Source organism: Streptomyces sp. NPDC001515, from assembly GCF_053597115.1.
The window spans coordinates 63,964-89,167 of the sequence record NZ_JBSFHN010000030.1 but is presented as its reverse complement, the minus strand read 5'-3'; the positions used below and the strand labels follow the sequence as shown (position 1 = coordinate 89,167).

Annotated in this window: 24 protein-coding genes; 14 read left to right on the top strand and 10 right to left on the bottom strand. The window is 74.2% G+C overall.

Annotated elements, in window-relative coordinates:
* Nucleotides 1-15 precede the first annotated feature (15 nt).
* From ACWCXC_RS27980 to ACWCXC_RS27970, 3 genes are read left to right on the top strand one after another with little or no spacing between them, the layout of a single operon-like run.
* The gene (locus ACWCXC_RS27980; RefSeq protein WP_450684125.1) at nucleotides 16-699 is read left to right on the top strand and encodes a response regulator; all 684 of its coding nucleotides are present in this window, start codon (nucleotides 16-18) and stop codon (nucleotides 697-699) included.
* Nucleotides 696-2,141, top strand: coding sequence for an ATP-binding protein (locus ACWCXC_RS27975; protein WP_450890882.1), 1,446 nt, complete (start codon nucleotides 696-698; stop codon nucleotides 2,139-2,141). Before ACWCXC_RS27980 ends, ACWCXC_RS27975 begins: the two co-directional genes overlap by 4 nt.
* Entirely contained in the window at nucleotides 2,138-2,662 is a 525-nt protein-coding gene (locus tag ACWCXC_RS27970) for a hypothetical protein (RefSeq protein WP_450684127.1), read from the top strand. The genes ACWCXC_RS27975 and ACWCXC_RS27970 overlap by 4 nt, the downstream gene beginning before the upstream one ends.
* Before the next feature lie 24 nt (nucleotides 2,663-2,686).
* Here ACWCXC_RS27970 and ACWCXC_RS27965 read toward each other — a convergent pair whose 3' ends face one another.
* From ACWCXC_RS27965 to ACWCXC_RS27940, 6 genes are all read right to left on the bottom strand, one after another.
* Nucleotides 2,687-3,349, bottom strand: coding sequence for a GntR family transcriptional regulator (locus tag ACWCXC_RS27965; RefSeq protein WP_450684128.1), 663 nt, complete (start codon nucleotides 3,347-3,349; stop codon nucleotides 2,687-2,689).
* Between the two features lie 60 nt (nucleotides 3,350-3,409).
* Nucleotides 3,410-4,585 (bottom strand): mandelate racemase/muconate lactonizing enzyme family protein, encoded by a 1,176-nt coding sequence (locus tag ACWCXC_RS27960; protein ID WP_450684129.1) that lies wholly within the window; start codon nucleotides 4,583-4,585, stop codon nucleotides 3,410-3,412.
* A gap of 54 nt (nucleotides 4,586-4,639) precedes the next feature.
* On the bottom strand, nucleotides 4,640-5,872 hold the full coding sequence (locus ACWCXC_RS27955) for an MFS transporter (RefSeq protein WP_450890881.1): 1,233 nt from the start codon (nucleotides 5,870-5,872) through the stop codon (nucleotides 4,640-4,642).
* A gap of 246 nt (nucleotides 5,873-6,118) precedes the next feature.
* Nucleotides 6,119-7,003 (bottom strand): SMP-30/gluconolactonase/LRE family protein, encoded by an 885-nt coding sequence (locus ACWCXC_RS27950; RefSeq protein WP_450890880.1) that lies wholly within the window; start codon nucleotides 7,001-7,003, stop codon nucleotides 6,119-6,121.
* On the bottom strand, nucleotides 7,000-7,941 hold the full coding sequence (locus tag ACWCXC_RS27945; RefSeq protein WP_450890879.1) for a sugar kinase: 942 nt from the start codon (nucleotides 7,939-7,941) through the stop codon (nucleotides 7,000-7,002). The genes ACWCXC_RS27950 and ACWCXC_RS27945 overlap by 4 nt, the downstream gene beginning before the upstream one ends.
* The gene (locus ACWCXC_RS27940; RefSeq protein WP_450890878.1) at nucleotides 7,938-8,570 is read right to left on the bottom strand and encodes a bifunctional 4-hydroxy-2-oxoglutarate aldolase/2-dehydro-3-deoxy-phosphogluconate aldolase; all 633 of its coding nucleotides are present in this window, start codon (nucleotides 8,568-8,570) and stop codon (nucleotides 7,938-7,940) included. The genes ACWCXC_RS27945 and ACWCXC_RS27940 overlap by 4 nt, the downstream gene beginning before the upstream one ends.
* 118 nt (nucleotides 8,571-8,688) lie before the next feature.
* Between ACWCXC_RS27940 and ACWCXC_RS27935 the strand changes: the two genes are divergently transcribed.
* Nucleotides 8,689-9,468 (top strand): SDR family NAD(P)-dependent oxidoreductase, encoded by a 780-nt coding sequence (locus tag ACWCXC_RS27935; protein ID WP_450890877.1) that lies wholly within the window; start codon nucleotides 8,689-8,691, stop codon nucleotides 9,466-9,468.
* Nucleotides 9,469-9,480: 12 nt separating this feature from the next.
* Nucleotides 9,481-9,768 carry a hypothetical protein gene (locus tag ACWCXC_RS27930; RefSeq protein WP_450685763.1) on the top strand — a complete coding sequence of 96 codons (288 nt, stop codon included), beginning with the start codon at nucleotides 9,481-9,483 and terminating at the stop codon, nucleotides 9,766-9,768.
* A gap of 11 nt (nucleotides 9,769-9,779) precedes the next feature.
* Here the strand turns inward: ACWCXC_RS27930 and ACWCXC_RS27925 are convergent, their stop codons facing one another.
* The gene (locus ACWCXC_RS27925; protein ID WP_450685764.1) at nucleotides 9,780-10,523 is read right to left on the bottom strand and encodes a hypothetical protein; all 744 of its coding nucleotides are present in this window, start codon (nucleotides 10,521-10,523) and stop codon (nucleotides 9,780-9,782) included.
* Between the two features lie 104 nt (nucleotides 10,524-10,627).
* Here ACWCXC_RS27925 and ggt point away from each other — a divergent pair, with 104 nt between their 5' ends.
* Together ggt and ACWCXC_RS27915 are read left to right on the top strand one after the other, a co-directional pair.
* Nucleotides 10,628-12,433, top strand: coding sequence for a gamma-glutamyltransferase (ggt, locus tag ACWCXC_RS27920; protein WP_450685765.1), 1,806 nt, complete (start codon nucleotides 10,628-10,630; stop codon nucleotides 12,431-12,433).
* 157 nt (nucleotides 12,434-12,590) lie between these two features.
* Nucleotides 12,591-13,400 carry a glycoside hydrolase family 75 protein gene (locus ACWCXC_RS27915; protein WP_450685773.1) on the top strand — a complete coding sequence of 270 codons (810 nt, stop codon included), beginning with the start codon at nucleotides 12,591-12,593 and terminating at the stop codon, nucleotides 13,398-13,400.
* Between the two features lie 18 nt (nucleotides 13,401-13,418).
* Here ACWCXC_RS27915 and map read toward each other — a convergent pair whose 3' ends face one another.
* Entirely contained in the window at nucleotides 13,419-14,186 is a 768-nt protein-coding gene (gene map / locus ACWCXC_RS27910; RefSeq protein WP_450685766.1) for a type I methionyl aminopeptidase, read from the bottom strand.
* Between the two features lie 41 nt (nucleotides 14,187-14,227).
* Between map and ACWCXC_RS27905 the strand changes: the two genes are divergently transcribed.
* From ACWCXC_RS27905 to ACWCXC_RS27880, 6 genes are all read left to right on the top strand, one after another.
* On the top strand, nucleotides 14,228-14,497 hold the full coding sequence (locus ACWCXC_RS27905; protein ID WP_450685767.1) for a helix-turn-helix domain-containing protein: 270 nt from the start codon (nucleotides 14,228-14,230) through the stop codon (nucleotides 14,495-14,497).
* A gap of 167 nt (nucleotides 14,498-14,664) precedes the next feature.
* Entirely contained in the window at nucleotides 14,665-15,045 is a 381-nt protein-coding gene (locus tag ACWCXC_RS27900) for a PPOX class F420-dependent oxidoreductase (RefSeq protein ID WP_450685768.1), read from the top strand.
* A 155-nt stretch (nucleotides 15,046-15,200) separates the two neighbouring features.
* Nucleotides 15,201-16,469, top strand: coding sequence for a hypothetical protein (locus ACWCXC_RS27895; RefSeq protein ID WP_450890876.1), 1,269 nt, complete (start codon nucleotides 15,201-15,203; stop codon nucleotides 16,467-16,469).
* A gap of 194 nt (nucleotides 16,470-16,663) precedes the next feature.
* The gene (locus tag ACWCXC_RS27890; protein ID WP_450685770.1) at nucleotides 16,664-17,950 is read left to right on the top strand and encodes a M20 metallopeptidase family protein; all 1,287 of its coding nucleotides are present in this window, start codon (nucleotides 16,664-16,666) and stop codon (nucleotides 17,948-17,950) included.
* Between the two features lie 208 nt (nucleotides 17,951-18,158).
* Nucleotides 18,159-19,001, top strand: coding sequence for a nitrilase-related carbon-nitrogen hydrolase (locus ACWCXC_RS27885; RefSeq protein WP_450685771.1), 843 nt, complete (start codon nucleotides 18,159-18,161; stop codon nucleotides 18,999-19,001).
* Nucleotides 18,998-20,281: an aspartate aminotransferase family protein gene (locus tag ACWCXC_RS27880; RefSeq protein WP_450890875.1), complete on the top strand. Its 1,284-nt coding sequence runs from the start codon at nucleotides 18,998-19,000 to the stop codon at nucleotides 20,279-20,281. Before ACWCXC_RS27885 ends, ACWCXC_RS27880 begins: the two co-directional genes overlap by 4 nt.
* 52 nt (nucleotides 20,282-20,333) lie before the next feature.
* Here the strand turns inward: ACWCXC_RS27880 and ACWCXC_RS27875 are convergent, their stop codons facing one another.
* Both ACWCXC_RS27875 and ACWCXC_RS27870 read right to left on the bottom strand, forming a co-directional pair.
* Nucleotides 20,334-22,208 (bottom strand): alkaline phosphatase family protein, encoded by a 1,875-nt coding sequence (locus ACWCXC_RS27875; protein WP_450890874.1) that lies wholly within the window; start codon nucleotides 22,206-22,208, stop codon nucleotides 20,334-20,336.
* Nucleotides 22,209-22,425: 217 nt separating this feature from the next.
* The gene (locus tag ACWCXC_RS27870; RefSeq protein ID WP_450890873.1) at nucleotides 22,426-23,367 is read right to left on the bottom strand and encodes a hypothetical protein; all 942 of its coding nucleotides are present in this window, start codon (nucleotides 23,365-23,367) and stop codon (nucleotides 22,426-22,428) included.
* Between the two features lie 324 nt (nucleotides 23,368-23,691).
* On the opposite strand from ACWCXC_RS27870, the gene hydA reads away from it, so the two are divergent.
* Nucleotides 23,692-25,083, top strand: a complete 1,392-nt coding sequence (gene hydA / locus ACWCXC_RS27865; RefSeq protein WP_450890872.1) for a dihydropyrimidinase — start codon at nucleotides 23,692-23,694, stop codon at nucleotides 25,081-25,083.
* The last annotated feature ends 121 nt before the right edge of the window (nucleotides 25,084-25,204 follow it).

The following is a 25,204-nucleotide window of genomic DNA, read 5'->3' as shown; positions in this document are numbered from 1 at the left end:
CGGGATACCGACGCCATGCCCCGCGTACTGCTCATCGAAGACGACCCCTCCGTCCGGGAAGGGGTCGAACTCGGGCTGCGCCGTCGCGGTCACGAACTGCGCGGCGTCGGGACCGGCGAGGCGGGGCTCGCGGCGCTCGCGGAGTTCCGGCCCGACCTGGTCCTGCTCGACCTGATGCTGCCCGGCATGAACGGGGTGCAGGTCTGCCGGCTGATCCGGGAGACCAGCCAGCTGCCGATCATCATGCTCACCGCGCGCGGCGACGACTTCGACGTGGTCGTCGGGCTGGAGGCCGGGGCCGACGACTACATCGTCAAGCCCGCCCGCACCGAGGTCATCGAGGCCCGGATCCGCGCCGTGCTGCGACGGCTCGCCGAACCGGCCGGGCGCGGCGGCACCGAGACGCACGGGGCGCTGACCGTGGACCGGGTCGGACTGACCGTCGCCAAGGCGGGGGAGCGGCTGCTGCTGGCCCCCTCCGAACTGAAGCTGCTGCTCCACCTCTCCGCCTCGCCCGAGCAGGTCTTCAGCCGGCAGCAACTCCTCGAATACGTCTGGGAGCACAGCTACCACGGGGACGCCCGGCTGGTGGACGCCTGTGTGCGCCGGCTGCGCCAGAAGGTGGAGGACGTGCCGGGCAGCCCCCGCTACATCCAGACCGTCCGCGGCTTCGGCTACCGCTTCGGCCCCGTCGGATGAGGCGGCCCCGCCTCGCCGCCCGGTTCGGTCTGCGCACCCGCCTCGTCGCGGCCTTCCTCCTCGTCGCGGCCGTCAGCGCCGTCGCCACCGCGGCCCTCACCTACCGCGAGGCCCGCTCCGCGATCCTCCAGCAGACGCAGGACACCGCCGTCGCGCAGTTCCGCGACCGGGTCGGCGCGCAGGGCATCAGCCTGCCGCTGAACCGCGTCACCCTGCGGGACATGTGCCTCGCCCTCGCCCGCGAGGGCAAGTCGCACACCTGGACCGTCTTCGCCGAGTACGGGACGCTGCGGGCCTCCTCCTCGGACCGGCCGACCTCCGGCGTCATCACCCCGGAGCTGCGCGCGGCCACCCGGGCCAACGCCCACGGTTCGTTCCAGCGGGTCGTCTCCGGCGGCCGGCCCTGGCTCACCGTCGGCATGCCGACCGTCTTCGACCGGGGCGACGGCCGCCAGCCCACCGGCCTCGTCGTCTACGCCGTGATGCCGCTGTCCACCGAGGAGGCGAACATCGCCGCCATGGTGACCGCCGCCCGCGACGGAGCCGTGCCCGCGCTCCTCGTCGCGATCGTTCCGGCGCTGCTGGCGGCCCGCAGCGTGCTGCGCCCGGTGCGCGAACTGCGCCGGGCCGCCGCCGGAATCGGCCGGGGCGAGCTGGACACCCGGATCACCGTCCGGGGGACCGACGAACTGGCCGAGCTGGCCTGGACGTTCAACGAATCGTCCAGTCAGCTCCAGCATTCCGTCGAGGAGTTGCGGCGGGCCGAGGAACGGGCCCGGCGCTTCGCCTCCGACGTCGCCCACGAACTGCGCACCCCGCTCGCCGGTATGCTCGCCGTGACCGAGGTCCTGGACGAGGACGCCGCGGCGCTGCACCCCGACACGGCGGCGGCCGTCCGGCTGATCAGCGCCGAGACCGGAAAGCTCGCCACACTCGTCGAGGACCTGATGGAGATGTCCCGCTTCGACGCCGGGGCGGCCGACCTGCACGGCGACGAGGTCGACCTCGCCGAGACCGTCCGCAAGACCCTCCAGGCACGGCACTGGGAGGGCCGGGTCCGCACCGAACTCCCCGACGGCGTACGCGCGGTCCTCGACCCCCGACGCTTCGACGTGATCGTCGCCAACCTCGTCGGCAACGCCCTGCGGCACGGCGCCGAGCCCGTCACCGTACGCGTTCGCACCGACCGGGACGACGACGGGGCCGCGCTGCTGGTGACCGAGGTCCAGGACGCCGGCCCCGGCATCGACGCCGAGGTCCTGCCGCACATCTTCGACCGCTTCTACAAGGCGGACGCGGCGCGCACCCGCTCGGCGGGCAGCGGGCTCGGGCTCGCGATCACCCAGGAGAACGCCCGGCTGCACGGCGGCACCGTCACCGCGGTGAACGCCCCGTCCGGCGGCGCCCTGTTCACGGTCACCCTGCCCCTGGGACGCCGATGAGGGCCGCCCGCGCCGCGCTCCTGTCCGCGCTGCTGTTCCTGTCCGGGTGCGGTATCCGCGCCACCGAGGTCGTCGAGGCGGGCGAGCCGGCCGTCGTCGCCGTGGTGCCGCACGGGAAGACCGGCACCGTCCTCTACTTCGTCTCCTCGTCGTCGGCCGCCCGGCTGATGCCCGTCGTCCGCTTCGCGGGGGAGGGCGAGGGGACCATCTCGGACTCCGCGTCCGGCTGGTCGCGGCCCGGCGCGTCCAAGGCCCTGGCCATGCTCTTCGCGGGTCCCTCGCGCGGCGAACGGGACGCCGGGCTCCGCTCCGAACTGCCCTCGGGCCGGGCGGTGGTGCAGATCGAGCTCAGCGCCGAGGGGGTGCGGGTCACCCTCGACCGGCCGGTCACCCGCCTCTCCGAGCCGGCCCGCCAGCAGCTCTTCTGCACCGCCGCGCAGGCGCGTACCGCCGATCGCGGCGAGGCGGTGACGGTGACCGGCACGGACGGGGTGATCGGCCCCGCGCACTGCGCGATCTGAGCGCGGGGCCGGGAGCGCCCGCGCTCAGTCCGCGACCTCGTGGCGGGCCTGGGAGACGGTGTGCGCCCGCGCGGCCTCGCTCGCCGCAGAGGCGTCACCGGCCCGCAGGGCGGCGATGATCGTGTCGTGTTCCTCGACGACGGCCCGCCAGTTCATGGGGTCGGCCGGTGCGACCAGGCGGTAGCGCCGGATCGTCATCAGCAGCTGTTCCGTCAGCTCGTCGAGGATCCGGTAGCCGGTCGCCGAGGCGAGCGTGCGGTGGAACGAGGTGTTCAGTCCGGGCAGCCGGTCCACGGCTCCCTCGTCCAGCGCCTCGCGCATCGCCCGCTGGACCTCGTCCAGCTCCGCGATCACGGTGCCGTCGGCCCGCTCGGCGACCAGGCCCGCGATCAGGCCCTCGATCGCCTCCCGGGCGAGGAACACCCCGCGCATCTCGGTGAGGTCCACCTCCGCCACGCTCACCCCGGCGTGGACCCGGGAGACCAGCAGCCCCTCGGACTCCAGGCGCTTGACCGCCTCGCGGACCGGGATCTTGCTCACGCCGTAGTCCCGCGCCAGCTCGTCCATGTTGACCTTGGCCCCCGGCCGCAGCTTGCCCTCCGCGATCGCCGCGCGCAGGCTCTCGTGGACGAGGTCCGCCTTGCTCTTCACGGGGGGCAGCCGGCCCGCCCACGCCTTCTCGGTCATTCGTTCATCGTATGCGATATCTTCCGGTGCGTGGGCGTGCGGCGGAGGGCGACGCCCGCGTCAGAACCGGGCGACCGTATAGCGGTCGACGACCGCCTCGTCGATCTCGGCGCCCAGCCCCGGGCCCTGCGGAACGGTCAGCGCGCCGTCCCGGAACTCCGGCGGATCGACGAGGATCCGCTCGCGGATCGGGTTGGGCAGGCGGTTGTACTCGTAGGTGCGCAGATTCGGGGTGGCCGCGCAGAGCTGGAGGGCCGCGCAGAGGCTCACCCCCGACCCGACGCCGTGCGGGGCGATGTCGACGTGGAATGCCGAGGCGAGGGCGGCCAGCCTGGCGGCCTCGGTGAGGCCGCCGCACCGCGCGACGTTCGGCATGAAGACGTCGACGGCCCGGTGGAGCAGGGAGTCCCGCAGATCGAAACGGGTGAAGTGGGTCTCGCCGTTGACGACGGTGAGGCCGGTGCGGCGGCGCAGCTCGCCGAGGCCCGCCAGATCGTCCACCGGGAGCGGCTCCTCGTACCAGGAGATGCCCAGCTCGCGCAGGACGCCCCCGACGCGGGTCGCCTCGTCCAGGTCGTACGCGCAGTTGGCGTCGGTGAGGATCTCCACGTCGCCGCCGACGGCCTCGCGGACGGCGGTCAGATGGGCGCGGTCGGTGCGCTCCCCCCGGCCGATCTTGACCTTGAGGGCCCGGAAGCCGTCCTCGACGAACCCGAGGGCCTGCCGGGCCGAGTCGGCGGGGTCGGCGTGCAGGGCGACGGGGCTCGCGTAGCAGTCGATCCGCTCGCGGAGCGGGCCGCCGAGGAGGCGGTGCACCGGCAGACCGGCGGCCTTGCCGCGCAGGTCCCACAGCGCCAGATCGACCCCGGCCAGGGCTTCCAGGTAGAAGCCCCGGTTGTGGCCGCCCGCCGCTTGGCCCCGGTACAGGCGCTCCCACACCGCGGTGGTGGCCAGGGCGTCCTGGCCGGTCAGCAGCGGGGCCAGCACGGTCGCGACGACCGTCGCGGTGACCTCGGGGGAGGGGAGGCCGTAGCACTCGCCGATGCCCACCGAACCGTCCTCGGCGTGGACCTTGACCAGGGTCGCGTACTGGCCGCGGCGCGGCAGGACGCGGTGGCTGGCGGCCGGGTGGCGCAACCAGTCCGGTACGTCCTCGGGCGAGTCGTAGAGGTCGTCGAAGGAGGCGGACAGGGCCAGGGCCTCGACCTTGGCGATGCGCAGGGGGTGCGGGGACATGCGGGGGTTCTCCAGGGGGTCGTGCGGGTCGGATGACGGCGGGTCGGACGGTGGTCAGTCGTGGGCGGTCTCGCGCCCGGCGAAGACCGCGACGAGGGTGAGGGCGCAGGCGGCGAGGACGTAGAGGGCGACGGGCACGACGGAGCCGGTGGCCGACTGCAGGGCCGTACCGATGAACGGCGCCGTGCCGCCGAAGATCGCGCCGCCGATCTCGCGGCCGGTGCTGACACCGCTGAACCGCACCTTCGCGTCGAACTGCTCGGCGACCAGGGCCGCCTGGGGCCCGAACACCATGTCCTTGCAGAGCGGCATCGCGATCACGAAGGCCAGGAAGACCAGCGGGGTGCTGCGGGTCTCCAGGAGCGCGAAGAAGGGGAAGACGAACAGGGCGGTGGCGGCGAGCCCGATGGCGACCGTCCGCCGCCGGCCGATCCTGTCGGACACGTGACCCCACAGGGGGATCGCGCCGATCTCCAGGGTGGCGGCGAGCGCGATCGCCCAGAGCAGCGTGGACCTGGGGATGTCCAGTTCTCCGGTGGCGTACGCGAGGGCGAAGGCCTGGATCAGATAGCCCCAGACGAACCCGGAGACGGTGATGCCCATGGTGCGCACCACCGCGCCGGGCTGGGTGCGCAGGGTGTGCACCAGCGGGAACCGGACCGTCTCGCCCTGCTCCTCGACCTCGGAGAAGACGGGCGTCTCCTCGATGCTCCGGCGCGCCCACACCCCGAAGAGCACCAGGCCGAAGCTGAGCAGGAAGGGGACGCGCCAGCCCCAGGCCAGGAACGCGTCCTCCGGCAGCAGGGAGACGAGACCGAAGACGGCGCTGGCCAGGACGAATCCCGCACCGGTGCCCATGGCCGGGATGGCGCCGTACAGACCGCGCCGTCCGGGCGGCGCGTTCTCCACGGTGAGCAGGGTGGCGCCGGCGAACTCGCCGCCCACCGCGATGCCCTGGGCGATCCGCAGCACGATCAGCAGGACGGGGGCCCAGACGCCGATCGCGGCATGGGTGGGCAGGGCGCCGACCAGCGCGGTCGCCAGGCCCATGGCGAGCATGGTGATCAGCAGGACCTGCTTGCGTCCGACGCGGTCGCCGAGGTGGCCGAAGACGATGCCGCCGATCGGACGGGCGGCGAAGCCCACGGCGAAGGTGGCGAAGGAGGCCAGGGTCGCACCGGTCGAGGAGGAGCCGAAGAAGAGCGGACCGAAGACCAGGGCCGAGGCGAGGCCGTAGAGGTTGAAGTCGTACCACTCCATCACCGTGCCGACGGTGCTGGCGAGCATCGTGCGCCGCTGCTGTGCGGGTCGGCGGTCCCGGCTCGGCGCCGGGCTCTGGGGGACTGAGGACGTGCGCATGGGGGCGTACACCACCTGGGGAGGAATCCGCGCTGCGGAAGGGGGATGCGATGCAGTGAAGGTATTCCGTATACGAAATAAGGTCCAGGGGTGAGGGGCAACTTTCTCGCCGCTGCCGTTCCGCTCGGTCGTTGTTCCGTCGCCCGGCGACCGTTCCGCCCTTGGGCCGGGCGGTCACCTCCCGCTCGGCGGCCCGAAGGGCGGCGCCGCCGGGGCGGTCACCCCGGTGGCGCGGGTGAGCACCGCGCCGTCCCACGCCCCCGGCCGCTCCAGGCGGTGCCGGGCCGTGGTCACGTACATCAGGCCGCCGCCGAAGGCGACGCTCGTCGGGTGGCGGGCCGGAACGGGCACGGAGCGGCGGCGGGTTCCGTCCGGCGCCAGGCGGACGACGCGCCCCGCGCCCCAGAGGGCGACCCAGAGGTTCTGCCCGTCGTCGACCGTCATGCCGTCGGGACGGCCTTCCTCCGGGGCGAAGCGGGCGAACGGTTCGGCCGCGCCGAGGCGGCCGGTCGCCGGATCCACGGGGTGCCGTGCGACGGTGCCCCGGGCGCTGTCCGCGAGGTACATGAACCGCCCGTCCGCCGTGAAGGCGGGCCCGTTGGGCACCGTGAGGCCGTCCAGCACCTCGTGGACCGTGCCGTCGGGATCGGCGCGGTAGAGGGAGCCGGCCCCGGGCGCCGCACCGGTCCCCATGCTGCCCGCCCAGAAGCGCCCCGAGGGGTCGCAGGCGCCGTCGTTCATCCGCAGCTCCCGGCGGGCGGCGGGCCGGGCCAGCCAGTCGAGCCCGCCCCGCGCGCCCACCCGCGCGATGCCGTCCCCCACCGCCGCGATCCACTCCCCGGCGCGGCCCCCCGCCAGAGGCGCGACCGCGCCGAGCGGAACCCCGCACCGCAGCAGCGGCACGGGGCGCGTACCGCTCGCCCGGGGCACCCGGTACAGATCGCCCCGCAGCAGGTCCACGTAGTGCAGGGCGCCGCCCGTCCAGCGCGCCCCCTCGGCCAGGTGGTGGCGTGCCGGGGTCAGGGCGCGCCAGGCCGGGGCGTTCGCCGCACCGGTCACCGGATCGCGCTTCCGGGGGAGGCCCGCAGCAGGTCGAGCTCGTCGCGGGTGGGGAGCCCCTCCCAGTCGCCGGCGCAGGCCACGGCGAACGCGCCGGTCGTCACCGCGCGGTCGAGCCGGCCCGCGACCGGTTTGCCGTCCAGGAATGCCGACAGGTAGCCGGCCACGAAGGCGTCACCGGCCCCGACCGTGTCCACGACCGTCACGGGGGCCGCGGGACGCGAGGTGCGCCCCGACGCGTCGTAGACCTCGGCGCCCCGCGCGCCGCGCTTGACCACCACCTCGCGCACACCGCACTCCAGCAGCGCCTCCGCCCGCCGGGCCTCGGACCGGAGGCCGGCGGGCGCGGCCAGGGCGAGTTCGTCGTCGGAGGCGACGAGGATGTCGACGTGCGGCATCAGGGGGCGCAGCGCCTCGGCCGCCGCCTCGCGGGACCAGAGCTTCGCGCGGTGGTTGACGTCGAGGCAGACCGTGGCCGCTCCGGCGGCCGAGGACAGGGCCGCGCGGACGGCCCGGAGCGGCTCGGGGCCCAGGGCGGCGGTGACCCCGGTGGTGTGCAGGACGCGGGCGCCGTCCGCCAGGGCGCGTTCCAGATGCCGGGGGCCCAGGCGCGAACCGGCCGAGCCCGTCCGGTAGTACGCGACGCGGGTCAGATCCGCGGTGCGGGGCTCGAAGACCACCAGGCCGGTCGGTCCCTCGGCGCGGTCGGCCAGGCCGACGTCGACGCACTCCGCGCGCAGGGTCCGCAGCACCAGCGCGCCGAACTCGTCCGCCCCGGTGCAGCCGACCCAGCGCACCCGGTGGCCGAGCCGGGCCAGGCCGATCGCGACGTTCGCCTCGGCGCCCGCGACGGAGATCCGCAGGCTTCCCCCGGTCCTGACCGGCCGGTCGGCGCGGAGGGAGGCCATGGCCTCGCCGAAGGTCAGGACGTCGGTCATGACGCCTCCCCGGCCAGGGTGCGGAACGCGGCGATGCGCGCGGTGAGTCCCGTCTGATCGCCGTCGGCGGCCCGGCCGACGAGCGGCCCGCCCACCCCGACCGCGAGCGCGCCCGCCGCCAGATGGGCGCGGGCGGCCGAGGCGTCGACACCGCCCACGGGGACGAACGGGACGTCGGGGAACGGGGAGCGCAGGGCCTTCAGCAGCTCCACGCCGCCCGTGCCCGCCGGGAAGAGCTTCACCGCCGTGGCCCCTTCCCGCAGCGCGGCGACGATCTCCGTGGGGGTGAGGGCCCCGGCCAGGACCGGCAGGCCGAGCGCGCGGGACGCCGCCACGGCCTCGGTGACGGCGGGGGTGACGGTGTACGAGGCGCCGGCGTCGGCCGCGCGCCGGGCGTCCTCGGCCGTCAGCACCGTTCCCGCTCCGAGCAGCGCGCCGGGGCCCAGGGCGGCCCGCGCCCCGGCGATCACCCGCAGCGCGTCGGTGCCGCTCAGCGAGACCTCGATGAGGTCGATCCCGGAGCGGACGAGCGTGAGCACCGTGTCGAGCGCGGCCTCGGGATCGTGCCCGCGCACGATGGCGACGAGCCGTCGCGCGGTGAGAGCACTGATGAGCTGGTCGGGTTGCACCGGGCGCCTCCGGACTCATTGAGGAAGTTTCGTAGATCGTATACGGTATTTGGGTACCGTGATATCCCCGCCCCCGGTGGCCACCACCGGAGCGGGCCGAGCTGTGAGGTGCGGAAAGATGGCCCGTACGGCCTTGATCACCGGAGCCGCGGGCGGCATCGGCCGAGCCGTGGCGACGCGCTTCGTCGCGGACGGCTACCGGGTCGTCGGGGTCGACCGGGAGGATCCCGCGATCCCTGGCGTGACGTTCCTGCGCGCCGACGTCACCGTCGCCGCCGAGGTGGCGGCCGCGGTGGACGCGGCGGCTCCCGGCCGCGCGGTCGACGTGCTCGTCACCTGCGCCGGCGTCACCGAGGGCACCCCGCTGCACCGCACCACCGAACAGGAGTGGGACGCGGTGCTGCGGGCCAACCTCGGCTCGGTGTTCCTCTGTGTCCGCGCGGTGCTGCCCGGCATGATCGCGGCGGGCTCCGGCGCCGTCGTCACGGTGGGCTCCGTCCTGCACCGCACGGCGGCACCGGGACTGCCCGCCTACGCCGCCGCCAAGGGCGCGATCGCCGCGCTCGGCCGCCAACTGGCCGTGGACTACGGGCAGTACGGGATCACGTTCGTCACCGTCTCACCCGGCTGGGTGCGCACCCCGGCCACCGAATCCCGCCTGGACGGCGCCGGCGACCTCGACCGGCTGCGCCAGAGCAATCCGCTCGGCGTCCTCGGCTCGCCCGAGCACGTCGCCGGGACCGTCGCGTACGCCGCGTCCCCGGAGGCGGCCCTGCTCAACGGGTCCGAACTCGTCCTGGACGCGGGCGCGTCCGCCGTCAGCCCCGCGAGCCTGCTGCGCGACGCGCACCGCGAACGGATGGGACTGCCGCCGCTCCGGGGTCCCGGCGGTGCGTGAGAGCATCCGTCCATGAGCGACGACCCGGAAGTGAGCGCCCTGGCGATCAACGTCACGATCCCCGAGGCGCTGCGCTGGAGGGACACCCGGCGGGGCGAGGAGTACGTGCTGAGCACGCTGAACGTGCGGCTCCTGCCGGACGGACGGCTCGCCGCGAAGGCGTACGGGCGGCCCGTCGCCGGCGGCCGGGGCGCCTATGTCTCGTTCCCCGTGCCCGACCGGCCGGAACTGGCGGCCCTGGTCGCCTCGGCGGCGGGCCGGGCCGGCGAGCTCTGGGCCGCCCATCGCGGCCCGGGCTGACCGGGCGCGGGTCAGCCCGTCGCGCGGTGGGAGGTGCGGGGCGTCGGGGCGGGCGCCTGGGCCGCCCGGGTCACATCGGCCACCAGCTCCACCACATCGGGCCCGTACGCCTGGGAGTTGGACACCTTCAGCAGCAGGCAGAAGGAATTGTTGCCGTGCTTGCGGGCCAGACGCTCGTAGTTGCGGGTCAGATAGCGGGTGGCCGCCTGGTTGGTGATGGCCTGCTGGCCGCAGAACAGAAAGACCGGTCGGGCCTCCTGACCGGCCGTCAGCCGGGCCAGGATGACGTACTCCGCGACGCCCTTCTCCACCCGGTAGCGCTCCGAGCCGATCTGGAAGGCATTGCGGTCCGGGCCCGGCTCCGGGTCGGTGTTGATCCGGACACCGGGCAGCAGCGAGTGCAGATGCGCGGCCATCCGGCGGTTGGAGACCGGGCCGCCGACGCAGAACTCGGTGCGGTCGCCGAAGCCCTGCTGGGCGATGTCGTGGGACAGGATCTGCGCGTGCGCCGAGCAGTCCTTGATCAGGGCGGAGAGCTCCAGCAGCGCGAAGACGTCGTGCCGGTGGACGGCCCCGTCGCCGCCCGCGTCGCGATTGACGACGAGCAGGCACTCCGAGTTCCCCGGCAGGCCGAAGAAGGCCTGCTTGCGCCGGAGCTTGCGGCGCCACAGGTAGGTGCGTGCGAGCCAGCCGAGGGCGGCGCTGATGCCGGCGGCTATCACGCCCAGCACGATGTTGCGTACGTCGTCAGTCATGGGCGGGCATGTTAGCGGGCATTCGGCCCCAGGTTCGAGGCGGTCCTGACGCGACGCCCGGGGCGGCGTTACCCTGCGCGGACAGTCCTTCACCGGAGGTGCGCATGAGGCGTAACGCCGCACGGAACGTGTCGTTAACGGCGGTTCTGGCCGTCATGGTCACGGTCGGGGCGGCAGCCCCGTCCTCGTCCGCGCCGCCGGCCTCGCCCCCGCCCAAGACGCCCGTGGCGGTGGGTTACGGAGGGGCGGTCTCCTCGGTCGACGCGGACGCCACCGCGGCGGGCATCGAGGTCCTGCGCCGGGGCGGCAACGCGGTGGACGCCGCCGTCGCCACCGCCGCGGCCCTCGGCGTCACCGAGCCGTACTCGGCCGGACTGGGCGGCGGAGGCTACTTCGTCCACTACGACGCCCGCACCCACCGGGTCGAGACCATCGACGGCCGGGAGACCGCGCCGCGCAGCGCCGACGCCTCGCTGTTCCTGGAGGACGGACGGCCCATCGGCTTCGACCAGGCCGTCACCAGCGGACTCGGCGTCGGCACCCCCGGCACCCCGGCCACCTGGGACGCCGCCCTCGACGCCTGGGGCAGTACGTCCTTGCGCCAGGTCCTGAAGCCGGCCGAGCGGCTGGCCCGCGACGGGTTCGTCGTCGACAGCACCTTCCGCTCCCAGACCGAGGGCAACCAGGCCCGGTTCGCGGACTTCCCCGCCACCCGGAAGCTCTTCCTGCCCGGCGGCCGGCTCCCGGAGGTCGGTTCCGTCCTCAAGAACCCCGACCTCGCCCGTACGTACGAAGAGATCGGCCGCGAGGGCGTGGAGACGCTCTACCGGGGCCGGCTCGCCGAGGACATCGTGCGGACCGTGCGCACCCCTCCGGTCGACCCCGCGTCGGACCGGGTGGTCCGCCCCGGTGACCTCACCACCCGGGACCTGCGCGCCTACCGGGCCCTGCGCCAGGCGCCGACCCGCGTGGAATACCGGGGACTCGACGTCTACGGCATGGCCCCCTCCTCCTCCGGCGGCACCACGGTCGGCGAGGCGCTCAACATCCTGGAGTCCACGGACCTGTCGAGGGCGAGCGAGGAGCGGTACCTGCACCGCTACATCGAGGCCGGCCGGATCGCCTTCGCGGACCGCGGGCGCTGGGTCGGGGACCCCGCGTTCGAGAACGTACCGACCAGGGGACTGCTCAGCCAGCGGTTCGCCGACGCACGGGCCTGCCTGATCAAGGACGACGCGGTGCTGACCAGCCCGCTCGCCCCCGGCGACCCGCGCCGGCCCGGCGCCGGCTGCGCCACGGGCGGCACGGCCGCGCCGACGACGTACGAGGGTGAGAACACCACCCACCTCACGACCGCCGACAAGTGGGGCAACGTCGTCGCCTACACCCTCACCATCGAGCAGACCGGCGGCAGCGGCATCACCGTGCCGGGACGCGGGTTCCTGCTCAACAACGAGCTGACGGACTTCTCGTTCGCCCCGGCGAACCCGGCCGTCCACGACCCGAACCTGCCGGGCCCCGGAAAGCGCCCGCGCTCGTCCATCTCGCCCACGATCGTCCTGAAGGACGGCCGTCCGGTTCTCGCCCTCGGCTCGCCGGGCGGCGCCACGATCATCACCACCGTGCTCCAGACGCTGATCGGCGCGGTCGACCGGGGGCTGCCCCTGGTGGACGCCATCGCGGCCCCGCGCGCCAGTCAGCGCAACGCCGCCGCGACGGAGCTGGAACCGGCGCTCTGGAACAGCCCGGTCCGCGCCCGCCTGGAGGCGCTCGGCCATGTCTTCAAGGCCAACCCGGAGATCGGCGCGGCCACCGGCGTGCAGCGCCTGCCGGACGGCCGCTGGCTGGCCGCGGCCGAGAAGGTCCGCAGGGGAGGCGGATCGGCCATGGTGGTGCGGCCGTCACGGTAGAGGTGACGTTGCGTCAATGACCTTACGGGTGGGGGCGGCCGGTCGCGCACAGCGCGGCGGTCCGCCCCCACCGCCGCGACGGTGGCACGAGGGGGGCGTCACGGCCGGTCCTCCGGCGACAGAAGAGACTCCTCACAGAAGGGCACCCCCGGTGCGCATGCGAACGCTCGCCCTCACCACGGTCTCCGGCGCCGCCCTGCTCGCGGCCGGCTCCCTCTCCCCCACCGCCCACGGCCGGGTCCTGCCCCGGCCCGAGGCGCCCGCGCCGGTCCGCCGGGTGGCCCCCGGCTCCTTCGCGCTCACCGCCGCCGCTTACGCCCGCCCGGTGTCCGCGCCCCGGCGCGCCGCGCGCTCCGCCCCGGCCCGCCCCGCCGTCCGGCCGAAGCCGGTCGGTGCCGCCGACCTGCTGGCGAGAACCGCCTCCTGCCACCGGATCTCGGAGGGCCTGTACCGCACCGACGCGGGCGCCCCGCCCTCCGTCCCGGTGTGCGGCGCGAAGGGCGCCGTCCACTGGAAGGCCGACCTGGACATCGACTGCGACGGCCGGACGACCGAGGCGTGCAACACCCGTACGGACCCCGCCTTCCGGAACGACACCGCGTTCCATGCCTCCGACGGCCGCCCGCTGGACGCCCGCGAACTGCCGTACGTCGTGGTGCCGAGCCGCAGCGCCCGGTGGGACCCCGCCCGCGACGGGATCAGGGGCGGCGGTGTCGTCGCGCTGGTGCACGAGGACCGGGTGGCGTACGCCGTCGTCGGCGACACCGGACCGTCCGGCCTCATCGGCGAGGCGTCCTACGCCGCGGCCGAGGAACTGGGCATCGACCCGGACCCCAAGGGCGGCGGCGCCCCCGGCGGGGTCACGTACATCCTCTTCGAGGACTCCGCCGTGGAACCGATCGAGAGCGGGGCGGCGGCCCGGAGCGCGGGGGACGCCCTGGCCCGGGAGTTCCTGCGCACCCGTTGACGGCGTCCGGCGGCCCGTTCACAGCGCGGTCAGGATCCGGGGACCGTCGTCGGTGATCGCCACGGTGTGCTCGGCGTGCGCGGCCCGGCTGCCGTCGGTGGTCCGCAGCGTCCAGCCGTCGCGGTCGGGGTGGAAGACGTCCTGACCGCCCCCGATCAGCATCGGCTCGATGGCCAGGACCATGCCGTGGCGCAGCACCATGCCGCGCCCCGGCCGGCCCTCGTTGGGGACGGCGGGGTCCTCGTGCATGGCCCGGCCCACGCCGTGGCCGCCGAAGCCTTCCGGGATGCCGTAACCGGCCCGGCGGCAGACCGTCCCGATGGCGTGCGCGATGTCCCCGATCCGGTTGCCGACGACAGCCGCGGCGATGCCGGCGTCCAGGGCCTCGTAGGCCGTGGCGACCAGCCGGGTGTCCTCCGGGCGGGCCCGGCCGACGGTGAAGCTGATCGCGGAGTCCCCGGCCCAGCCGTCCAGCGTCGCCCCGGCGTCGACGCTCACCAGGTCGCCGTCGCGCAGCGGCTCGTCGGTCGGGATGCCGTGCACGATCGCGTCGTTCACGGAGACGCAGATCACGGCGGGGAAGGGGGTCGGCGCGAAGTGCGGCCGGTAGTTCAGGAAGGGCGATCCCGCCCCGGCCTCGCGGAGCACCGCGCGGGCCACCTCGTCGAGTTCGCGCGGGGTGACGCCGACCGCCGCCGCCTCGCGCGCGGCCGTCAGCATTCGTGCCACGACCCGTCCGGTCGCACGCATGGCCTCGATGGATGTGTCTGTCTTGAGTTGCACCATGCCAATTACTATACCGGTCCGAGCGGTATTAGAATGACGGCATGGTTCGCACCCCCCTCACCCCCGAAGAGCGCCTGCGCGGCGAACGGCTCGGCCGACTGCTCCGCGAGGCGCGCGGCCGCCGCAGCATGGCCGACATCGCGGCGAGCGCCGGGATCTCCGCCGAGACCCTGCGCAAGATCGAGACCGGCCGCGCCCCCACCCCGGCGTTCTTCACCGTCGCCGCGCTCGCCGGGGCGCTCGGCCTCTCTATGGACGAGATCCTCACGCGCTGCGCCCCGGAACCGGACGCCGTCCCGCTCGCCGGATAAGGCGGCCGTCCGGCGGACCGGACGCGCCTGACCGGACGCGCGCGAGGGGATGCGCGTGATCGGACGCGAGCGACCGGACGCGCATGTTCCGAAAGTGACATCCCCTGCGTCCTTCGAGGGGGGCCGGGCCGGGCTCACGGGCCCCCTCGGATGCGTAGGGTTGACGTATGAGCCTCCAGGACTTCGCCCGCAGCGAGTACATCAGCCTCACCACGTACCGGAAGGACGGCACCCCGGTCGCCACCCCGGTGTGGTGCGCGGTGGTCGGGGGCGAACTGGTCGTCTGGACCAGGTCCGACTCGTACAAGGTCAAGCGCCTCCGCAGGGACGGCCGGGTCCACGTCGCCGTCTGCGACGTACGGGGCCGCGTCCAGGAGGGCGCCCCGGCGGCCGACGGCACCGGCAGGCTCCTCGACGCGAAGGAGACCACCGCCGTCCGCAAGGCCATCGGCCGGAAGTACACCTGGAAGTACTGGCTGATCGACTACCCCGCGCTGATCGTCCGCCTCGGCAAGCGGCCCCACGCCGGAATCGCCATCACCTTCTGAGGCCGCGCCACGGGGGCGTGCGGCGGGGCGTGCGCCGGAGGGGCGCGCACCGCCCGCTTCCCGCCCGTAAAGCGCGTGTAGTCGTCCCGTAACACGGCTGCGGTCGAATGCCTGCGGACGGGAGGACTTCAGTCCGCAGACGGCCGAGGGCGACGATGACGGTGCATCAGCAGGCGGTTTCCGTAGGGGAGTTCGCGCGCCATCTCCGGGAGGTGGCGGCGCGGCTCGATCCCGCCCAGGGGTGGTACGGCGTCTTCTGCCGACGCGACCCCGAGGGCATGCGGGCCTGTCTCGACGGCGTGGAGATCCCGCCCTGGGACGTGCTGGAGTCCCTGCTCACCGATCTGGCCGCCCTCCACGGCGCCGCGTTCGCGCAGCGGGCCTCGGTGCGGACGGCGGAACTGTACGCCTCGGCCGCGGCCGCCCACGACCGCCGCCCCGGAGGACGCCGGCAGCTCGTGGAGCGCCTGGAGACCATGCTCCGCGCGCGGACCGAGGCTGCCCGCCGGGTCGAAGCCGCCCGGGGCGACCCGGACGGCGCCGACGCGCTCGCCTGGGCCCGCGACGACCACCACCGCGCCTCGGCCCGCTGCGCGGAACTCCGCCGCAGACTGGAGGCCGTGACGGCCTCGCCGGACGGGAGCGGCGCGGAGCCGGCCCCGGAGCACACCTCCCCGGAAGCGGTGACGGACACCCCGGCGGCGGCCCCCGCGCGCCGTAAGCCCAGGGGCGCGCGGTTCGCCGGGCTGGAGGACGCCGACGACGGGCCCGTCGCGGCCCCGCCCGTCCTGCCCGTTCCGCCCCCGGCGGCCACCGCCCCCCGGGGCGCCAGGTTCGGCGGGGCGGCGCGCGGAGCGGACAAGGACCGGGACGGCGGGCGCCCCGGACCCCCGGACCCGGCCGCGCTGGGCTCCGCGCGGACCACGGTCGCCACCCTGCTGCGGCTCCGCGCCGAGGGCCGCAGCGGCGAGGCGCACGGCGTGCTCTGCGAGGCGGCCGGCCGCCCGGCCGCCGAACTGCCGCTGCTGGCCGACGAACTCCACCGCGCGGGCCTCGGCGCCGACTGGCCCACGCTGCTGTGGGAGGTCGCCTCGCTGCCCCCGGCCGGGTTCGCCGCCGCGGCCGACGCGCTCGCCGGGGCGGGACGCGCGGCGGACTGCGGGCAGTTGCTGCGCCAGGGCGTGGCCCGCCCCGCCGCCGAGATCGCCGACGCCGCGCTCGCGCTCGGCCGGGCCGGCCGGGGCGGCCAGATGCGGGCGCTGCTCGGTGCCTTCGTCCGCGTACGGACACCGCAGGACGCGGCCGGTCTCGCCCGGCGCGACCCGCACCGCCTCGTCGCCCCGCTGCTCGCCTCGGCCCGCGCGGTCTCGGAGTCGCACGGCCGGGACGTGGAGCACGCGCTGCGGGTGGCGGGCATCGGGTAGGGCTGTCCCGCGATCCCCGGCGGATCGGCGGGACGGCCCTCGGGGCATGTCCGGCGGATTCTCGTGGACCGGCCTGCGGCGTCCGGCACCTCACCGCCCCGTGTCACCCGACCGGCCCCGCTGCGACGGTGCCCTGGAGCCGCGTTCCCTAGCGTGCGAGGAGCAGAGCAGGGGGCTTTCGAAGGAGCCGGAGCATGGGCAGTGGGGCGATCCGTGACGAGCTGGACCAGCGGTGCGCCGACGTCGAGCGGCAGGTCGTCGCCTGGCGTCACCATCTCCATCGGAATCCCGAGCTGTCGAACCGGGAGGCGGCCACCGCGAAGCTGATCGCGGACCATCTGACCTCGCTGGACCTGGACGAGGTCCGTACGGGGATCTCGGGCCACGGCGTGGTGGGCGTGCTCCGGGGCGGCAGGCCGGGGGACCGGGTGGTCGCCCTGCGGGCGGACATCGACGCGCTGCCGGTGAAGGAGGACAGCGGGGAGCCGTTCGCGTCGACGGTCGTGGACGAGGACTATCCGGGCGGGCCGTTCCCCGTGGCGCACGCCTGCGGCCACGACGGACACACCGCGATGCTCCTGGGCGCCGCCACCGTGCTGGCCGGGATGCGCGAACACCTCCCCGGCACCGTGCTCCTGGTCTTCCAGCCCGCCGAGGAGGGCGCACCGGGCGACGAGACGTCCGGTGCGCGGCAGATGCTCGCGGAGGGGGCGTGCGACGACCCCGAACCGACCATGGCCTTCGGCATGCACCTGGCGCCGCTGCCCAACAAGTACCTCGGCTACCGGGTCGGCAACCAGTTCGGCGCCTCCTGCCTGGTCCGGATCCACCTCACCGGGGAGCAGGTGCACGGCTCCACGCCGTGGATGGGCGTGGACCCCGTGCCCGCCGCCGGTGCCATCCAGGTCGGCATCGGGCAGCTGTACCGGCAGCTGCCCGCGTACGACCCGATCACCGTCACCATCGGGCACATCGAGGACGTCGGCCGGTTCAACATCGTGCCCGGGTCGGTCACGCTGTGGGGCACGATCCGGTGCGCGGTCGAGGCCGACATGGGCGACGTCCAGGAGCGGCTGACCACCCTCGCGGAGCGGACGGCCGCCGCGTACCACTGCACGGCCGAGGTGGAGTACCGGCAGGACGTCCCGGCCGTCCACAACACGCCGGAGTGGATCGACGCCGTCCTGCCGGTCGCGAAGCGCGTCCTGGGCGACGAGGCGGTCTGCGAGACCCCGCCGACGCTCGGCTACGACGACGTCTCCGAGTTCGTCAACCGGTACGGCGGGGTGTACGTGCTGCTCGGCGCGCAGGACGTCCGGCAGGCCGAGGACGGCTCGCTGGAACCGGTCCCCGGCGGCCGGGGACTGATCCCCAACCACAGCCCGCGCTTCTACGCCGACGACGACGCGCTCCTCGCCGGCGTCCGGCTCCACTGCCACGTCGCCTACGGCCACCTCGACGGGGAGATCACCCCGGCCTGAGACGGAACGGCGCGCCGCCCGCCGGGCACCTGGTCCGGGGCCCCGGCGCGCTCATCGGCCGCCCGGGTACGAAACCCGCCCCGTTCGGCCGGTTCGCCGTGGTGGTCTTGCCCCGCTGTGTGCCGGGGCCTACGTTCTCCCCTACGCCCGCGTCTACGGGCGTAGAAACGCGAAGAGGCTCTCTGACGCCGTGCCGAAGGAGCAGCTCATGTCCCACGTCGTACGCGCCGCCCTCGTCCAGGCGACCTGGACCGGCGACACCGAATCCATGATCGCCAAGCACGAGGAGCACGCCCGCGAGGCCGCCCGGCAGGGGGCGGGGATCATCGGCTTCCAGGAAGTGTTCAACGCCCCGTACTTCTGCCAGGTCCAGGACCCCGAGCACTACCGCTGGGCCGAGGCGGTGCCCGACGGCCCGACGGTGACGCGGATGCGCGAACTGGCCCGGGAGACCGGCATGGTGATCGTCGTCCCGGTCTTCGAGGTCGAGCAGTCGGGCTTCTACTACAACACCGCCGCCGTCATCGACGCCGACGGGACCTACCTCGGCAAGTACCGCAAGCACCACATCCCGCAGCTCAAGGGCTTCTGGGAGAAGTACTACTTCAAACCGGGGAACGCCGGATGGCCGGTCTTCGACACCGCCGTCGGCAAGGTCGGGGTCTACATCTGCTACGACCGGCACTTCCCCGAGGGCTGGCGGCAACTGGGTCTCAACGGAGCGCAGTTGGTGTACAACCCGTCGGCGACCTCGCGCGGTCTCTCCAGCTATCTCTGGAAGCTGGAGCAGCCCGCCTCGGCCGTCGCCAACGCCTACTTCATCGCCGCGATCAACCGGGTCGGCCGCGAGGAGTACGGCGACGACGACTTCTACGGGACCAGCTACTTCGTCGATCCGCGCGGACAGTTCGTCGGGGACCCCGCGAGCGACACGGACGAGGAACTGCTGGTGCGCGACCTCGACTTCGGGATGATCGAGGAGGTCCGCCGGCAGTGGGCGTTCTACCGCGACCGCCGGCCCGACGCGTACGACGGGCTGGTGGCGCCGTGAGCGGACTGCACCACCGCCATCTGGCCGTCGCACCCGACTGGCTGGCGCTCTACTACCGCCACCCGCTGGAGATCACGCGCGGCGAGGGCCGGTACGTCTGGGACGCGGACGGCAACCGGTACCTCGACTTCTTCGGCGGCATCCTCACCACGATGACCGCCCACGCCCTGCCCGAGGTCACCGAGGCCGTCACCGAACAGGCCGGGCGGATCATCCACTCCTCCACCCTCTACCTCAACCGGCCGATGGTGGAACTCGCCGAACGCGTCGCCGCGCTCTCCGGCATCCCCGACGCCCGGGTATTCTTCACCACCTCCGGCACCGAGGCCAACGACACGGCCCTGCTCCTGGCCACCACGCACCGGGGGTCGAACGAGATCCTCGCGATGCGCAACAGCTACCACGGCCGCTCCTTCTCCGCCGTCTCCGTCACCGGCAACACGGCCTGGTCGCCGACCGCGCTCTCCCCGCTGCAGACGCTGTACGTGCACGGCGGCGTCCGCACCCGGGGACCGTACGCGCACCTGGGCGACGCCGAGTTCATCGCCGCCTGCGTCGCGGACCTGGAGGACCTGATCGGCCACACCAGGAAGCCCGCCGCGCTGATCGCCGAACCCATCCAGGGCGTCGGCGGCTTCACCTCCCCGCCCGACGGCCTCTACGCGGCCTTCCGCGAGGTGCTGGACCGGCACGGCATCCTGTGGATCTCCGACGAGGTGCAGACCGGGTGGGGGCGCACCGGCGAGCACTTCTGGGGCTGGCAGGCACACGGCCGCAACGGGCCGCCGGAGATCCTCACCTTCGCCAAGGGCATCGGCAACGGCATGTCCATCGGCGGAGTGGTGGCCAGGGCCGACGTGATGAACTGTCTCGACGCCAACTCCATCTCCACGTTCGGCGGTTCCCCGGTCACCATGGCCGCGGGCCTCGCCAACCTCGGCTACCTCCTCGACCACGACCTCCAGGGCAACGCGCGGCGCGTCGGCGGTCTGCTCATCGAACGGCTGCGGGCGGTCGCCGCCGGTTCGGCGTACGTACGCGAGGTGCGCGGTCGCGGGCTGATGATCGGCATCGAACTCGTGCGTCCCGGCACCGACGAGGCCGATCCCCGGGCCGCCTCCGCCGTGCTGGAGGCGGCCCGGGAGGGCGGGCTGCTCATCGGCAAGGGCGGCGGCCACGACACCAGCGTGCTGCGCGTCGCGCCGCCGCTCTCGCTCTCCGTCCCGGAGGCGGAGGAGGGCGCGTCGATCCTCGGCGAGGCGCTGCGCTCGCTCGGCTGAGCACGAAAAAAAGGGGGGTGCGGCTGCCCGGTGGCCGCCGCACCCCGTGGCGTCAGCCCCGGTGGCCGGTGGGGCGGGTGAGGTCCAGGGTGCGCACCGGGTCGAGTTCGCCGTGGTACGCGAGACCGTGGTGGCTCACCTCGGTGACGGTCAGCGCCGCCCGCCCGGCGCCCGGGGCGACGGTGCCCCTGAGCCGGACCGAGCCGTCCTTCTTCGTGGTGCCGGTGAGCCGGCGCACCGCGCCGTCCCAGCTCAGCTCGGCGGTGACCTCCGCGCCCTTCACCGGCCGGCCCTGCGCGGTGCGCACCACGGCCTGCGCCGTCACCTGCCAGGCGGAGGCCGAACCGGGCCGGCCGAGCAGCCGGGTGGCGGCGCCGAACGAGGCGACGGCGAGCTGCGACGGCGGGTTCGGCTGGGTCAGGGCGACCTGGTCGACGGTCCAGAAGGCGCTGTTCGTCCCGGTGTAGCGGAAGCTCAGCCGGGCCTCCCGGGCCCCCGCGGGCACGGCCAGCTCCAGGTGCTCCACGGTGTTGGCGTCGGCCCGGTAGGACTTCACGGGCTGCGGGGCGCCGCCGTCGTACGACACGTACACATCACCGGTCTGCGGGCCGTCGACCCGGTAGTCCGTCGCGTAGGAGAGGGTGGCGCGCGCCGCGCCGTTCAGCCGGTACGCGGGGCTGACGAGGGTGGAGTCGAAGGCGCCGGCGGCGTGCGCCTTGTCGTCCCACTCGTCGGAGTCGGCCACGGCGAAGACGTTCCGCGCCCGGACGTTCGTCTCGCGGCCCTGGCCGCGTTCGGCGTTGGACCAGAACTCGTCGGTGGCGAAGGCCCAGCCGCGCCATTCGGTGACCCCGCCGGACGGCATCCGGGAGTTGTCGATGCTCCAGCCGTAGGGCGCGGTGTTCGTCCAGCCCTTGACGCCGGAGGCGGGGCCGGTCTCGTCGACCCGGGTGCGCAGTGCCGGGCGCAGCGCGTCGAAGGCGTCCGGGCGCGGATCGGCGAGCGCGGCCCCGTCGAGGTCCCAGGACGGGTCGGTGGCGACGCCCTCGTGGCGCAGGACGGTGGGCGCGATGTCGGTGATCTTCACGTCGTCGCGGACCGAGCCGGGCGCGATGCCGCCGCCCCGGGCGATGACGAACGTGCCCCGCTCCAGGGGCGTGTTGCCGCCGTGACCGCCGGTCGGGGTGTGGCCGTGGTCGGCGGTGACGACGACGAGCCAGTCCTCGGAGGCGTACGTCGGACGGGAGGCGACGGCGTCGAGCAGCCGGCCGACCTGGGTGTCGGCGGTGTGCAGGGCCGTGAGATAGGCCTCGCTGGAGGAACCGGAGCCGTGGCCGGCCCCGTCGACCTCGTCGAGGTGCACGAAGGTGGAGTCGGGGTTGCCGTGCGCGAGGTAGTCCTCGGCCTTCGCCGTGGTCCCCTCGTCGTCGCCGCCGGCGATCCGCAGGTCGGTCCTGGCCCCGAACACGATCTGGGGGATCGGGCTCCAGGTGCCGACCACGAGCGTGGAGACCGACGGGTCGGCCGTCTCCAGCCGGGTCGCGTAGTCGGGGTACCGGCCGTAGTTCGGGGCCGTGAAGTTGTTGTCGGTCACGCGGTGCTTGTCGGGCCAGACACCCGTGGCGACGGACGACCAGCCGGCGCCGGAGACGGTGGGCGCCATGGGGGAGGCGTACAGATTGCTGCGGGCCGTCAGACCGGCGGCGCGCAGCCCGTCCAGACGGGGGACGTCGGCGCGCGCGAAGGCGTCGAAGGTGGCGCCGTCGATCCCGATGACGAGGGTCTTCGCCTTCTTGGTGCCGGACGGCAGTCCCGCGTACGGGGCGGCGGCGTCCCGCGCGTGGGCGGTGGCGACGGTGAACGGGAGGGCGAGGGCGGCGACGGCGGCGGTGGCCAGCACCGTGCGCGCGGGGCGCGGAAGAGACACGTGATCCTCCGGGATCGGTCGGTGGCACCGGGCGTTTCGGGGGAGCCCGGTCACCTCGCCGACACTCGCGCCCGGGGGTGATCGGCTCGCACCGCGAACGGGACGGGCGCATGAACCGCACCCGACATCTGGACCAGACCCGTCACCGTTCCGTTATCTGCGACAGGGCGTCGGTCGCCTTGCTCCGACGCCCCATCGCCCCCGGTGCCCCGTCTGGCTACCGCCCGATGCGGTCGAAGCGCAGCGAACCGCCGGAGTTCTCGTCGTCCGTGCCCCACAGCCCCAGCCCGCGCGGCAGTGCGGCGACGGCCTCGATCTTCCGGTTGTCCCGGCGGGTGAAACGCACCAGCGGGACGAGGGAGCGCTCCGGATCCAGCCGCAGCACGGCGTCGTTCGCGTGGTTCACCCGGAACCGCCCCGCCTCGTAGACCGCCGAGGCGAACGGGCCGTCGTCCACATTGGGGTCCGAGGCCGCCGACACCAGGACGGTGCCGTCCGCGCGCACCTTCAGATCGCTGATGTGGCGCACCTCGTCCCGGTCGGGGAACGGTACGGAGAACTCCTGCCGGGCCGTCACCGTGCCGAACTCCAGTCCGTCCGCGCCGATGCGCACCCGGGCCGCGCTGACGACCGCCTTCTGCGGGCCGCTGCCCCGGGTCGCCCACACCGCGTAGGTCCGGCCCGAGCGGCCGAGGTGCAGCGCGAGGGCCTCGTAGTTGTCGCCCTCGTGCCGCCCCGGCAGGGCGACCGGGCCGCGCCGGACCGTCGCCCGGCCGCCCGCCACCACGAAGTGGTACGCCTCGCCCCGGCTGGCCAGCGCGACATAGTGGCCCGGCCGGCCGGGCACCGCGTCCACCGCCTCCAGGTCCCTGGGGAGCGCGCCGTGCCACGCCAGTTCGCGTACGACCGGGGCCCGGCCGGGACGCAGGCTCACGCTCGCCACGCGGCTCTGGTCCTCCGCCTTGTTGTCCCGTACGACGACGGCGTCGGCCCGGCCCCGGCCCGCCGGGGCGCCCTCGACGAGCGCCAGACCGCTGACGCCGCCGGTGATGCCCGTACCGACCCGCTGCCAGTCGTCGGACGCGGCGGTGGCGCTCGGGAGCGCGGAGACGAGGGCGGCGCAGGCGGCGGCCGTGACGAGGAATCCGTTTCTGATCATGGGGCGACGGTAGGCGCGGCACCCGCTCCGGAGCCGAACCGCCGCTCCTCGTACCGGGGTTCCGCCCGTAACGGGTGAACCGCAGGTGTGCGGGGGTGACGGACCCGGCGCCGGGGGCGTCCAGCGCCGGACGGGTGAAACCGCACCGTCTTCGGCGGTGTGCGGAGGCGGTATTGCCACAGTGGGTACCCCACTCCTACGTTCTTCAGCACGCCCTCCGTCTACGTGCGTAGACCGAGCGGGGTGCGCCGCGCCGGCCCGCGCACCTCCCGACGGCGGCTCATGAGTGAACGGCCCCGACCCGACGCGAATGGAGCAGAAGCCTTGGCACGCACCCTCATCACCGGCGGACTGGTCATCACCGCCGCCGACGAACTGCACGCCGACGTCCTGATCGACGGCGGTCGCGTGGTGGCCCTGGCCACCCCCGACGGCCACGGCTGGACCGCCGACCGCGTCATCGACGCCACCGGCAAGTACGTGATCCCGGGCGGCGTCGACGGGCACACCCACATGGAGATGCCCTTCGGCGGGACGTACGCCTCCGACACCTTCGAGACCGGCACCCGGGCCGCTGCCTGGGGCGGCACGACCACGGTCATCGACTTCGCGATCCAGTCCAAGGAGCAGTCGCTCGCCGAAGGGCTCGACGCCTGGCACGCGAAGGCGGACGGCGTCTGCGCGATCGACTACGGCTTCCACATGATCATGTCCGACGTGAACGCGTCCTCCCTCCGGGAGATGGACGGTCTCGTCGCGTCCGGGGTCACCTCCTTCAAGCTGTTCACCGCCTACCCCGGGGTGTTCTTCTCCGACGACGGCCAGATCCTGCGCGCCATGCAGCGCGCCGCGTCCAACGGCGGCCTGGTCATGACCCACGCGGAGAACGGCCTGGCCATCGACGTCCTGGTCGAACAGGCGCTGGCGCGCGGCGAACGCGACCCCCGTTACCACGGGGAGGTCCGCAAGGCCCTGCTGGAGGCGGAGGCCACCCACCGGGTGATCCGGCTCAGCCAGGTCGCGGGCGCCCCCCTGTACGTGGTGCACGTCTCCGCCCGGGAGGCCGTCGCCGAACTGGCCCGCGCCCGGGACGAGGGACTGCCCGTCTTCGGTGAGACCTGCCCCCAGTACCTGTTCCTGTCCACGGACAACCTGGCCGAGCCCGGCTTCGAGGGCGCCAAGTACGTCTGCTCCACGCCGCTGCGCCCGAAGGAGCACCAGGAGGCCCTGTGGCGGGGGCTGCGGACCGACGACCTCCAGGTGGTCTCCACGGACCACTGCCCGTTCTGCTTCAAGGGCCAGAAGGAGAAGGGGCGCGGCGACTTCTCGAAGATCCCCAACGGCATGCCCGGCGTCGAGAACCGCATGGACCTGCTGCACCAGGCCGTCGTCGACGGCCACATCGGCCGCCGCCGCTGGATCGAGATCGCCTGCGCGGCCCCGGCCCGGATGTTCGGCCTCTACCCGAAGAAGGGCACCATCGCCCCCGGTTCCGACGCCGACGTCGTCGTCTACGATCCCGCGGCCCGTCAGACGATCTCCGCCGCCACCCACCACATGAACGTCGACTACTCGGCCTACGAGGGCAAGCAGATCACCGGCCGGGTCGAGACCGTCCTGTCGCGGGGCACCGTCGTCATCGAGAACCGCGCGTACGTCGGCAGGGCCGGCCACGGGACGTACGTGCCCCGCGGGCTGTGCCAGTACGCGAACTGACCCGGGGGCGCGCCGGGCGGCACCGTTCACGGGGTGACCGCCGCGCCCCGGCGACCGGCCGCGACGCGCGCACCGGAAGGGGCCGCTACGCCGTCCGGTCCCTCCCGTTGTGCGAGGATCG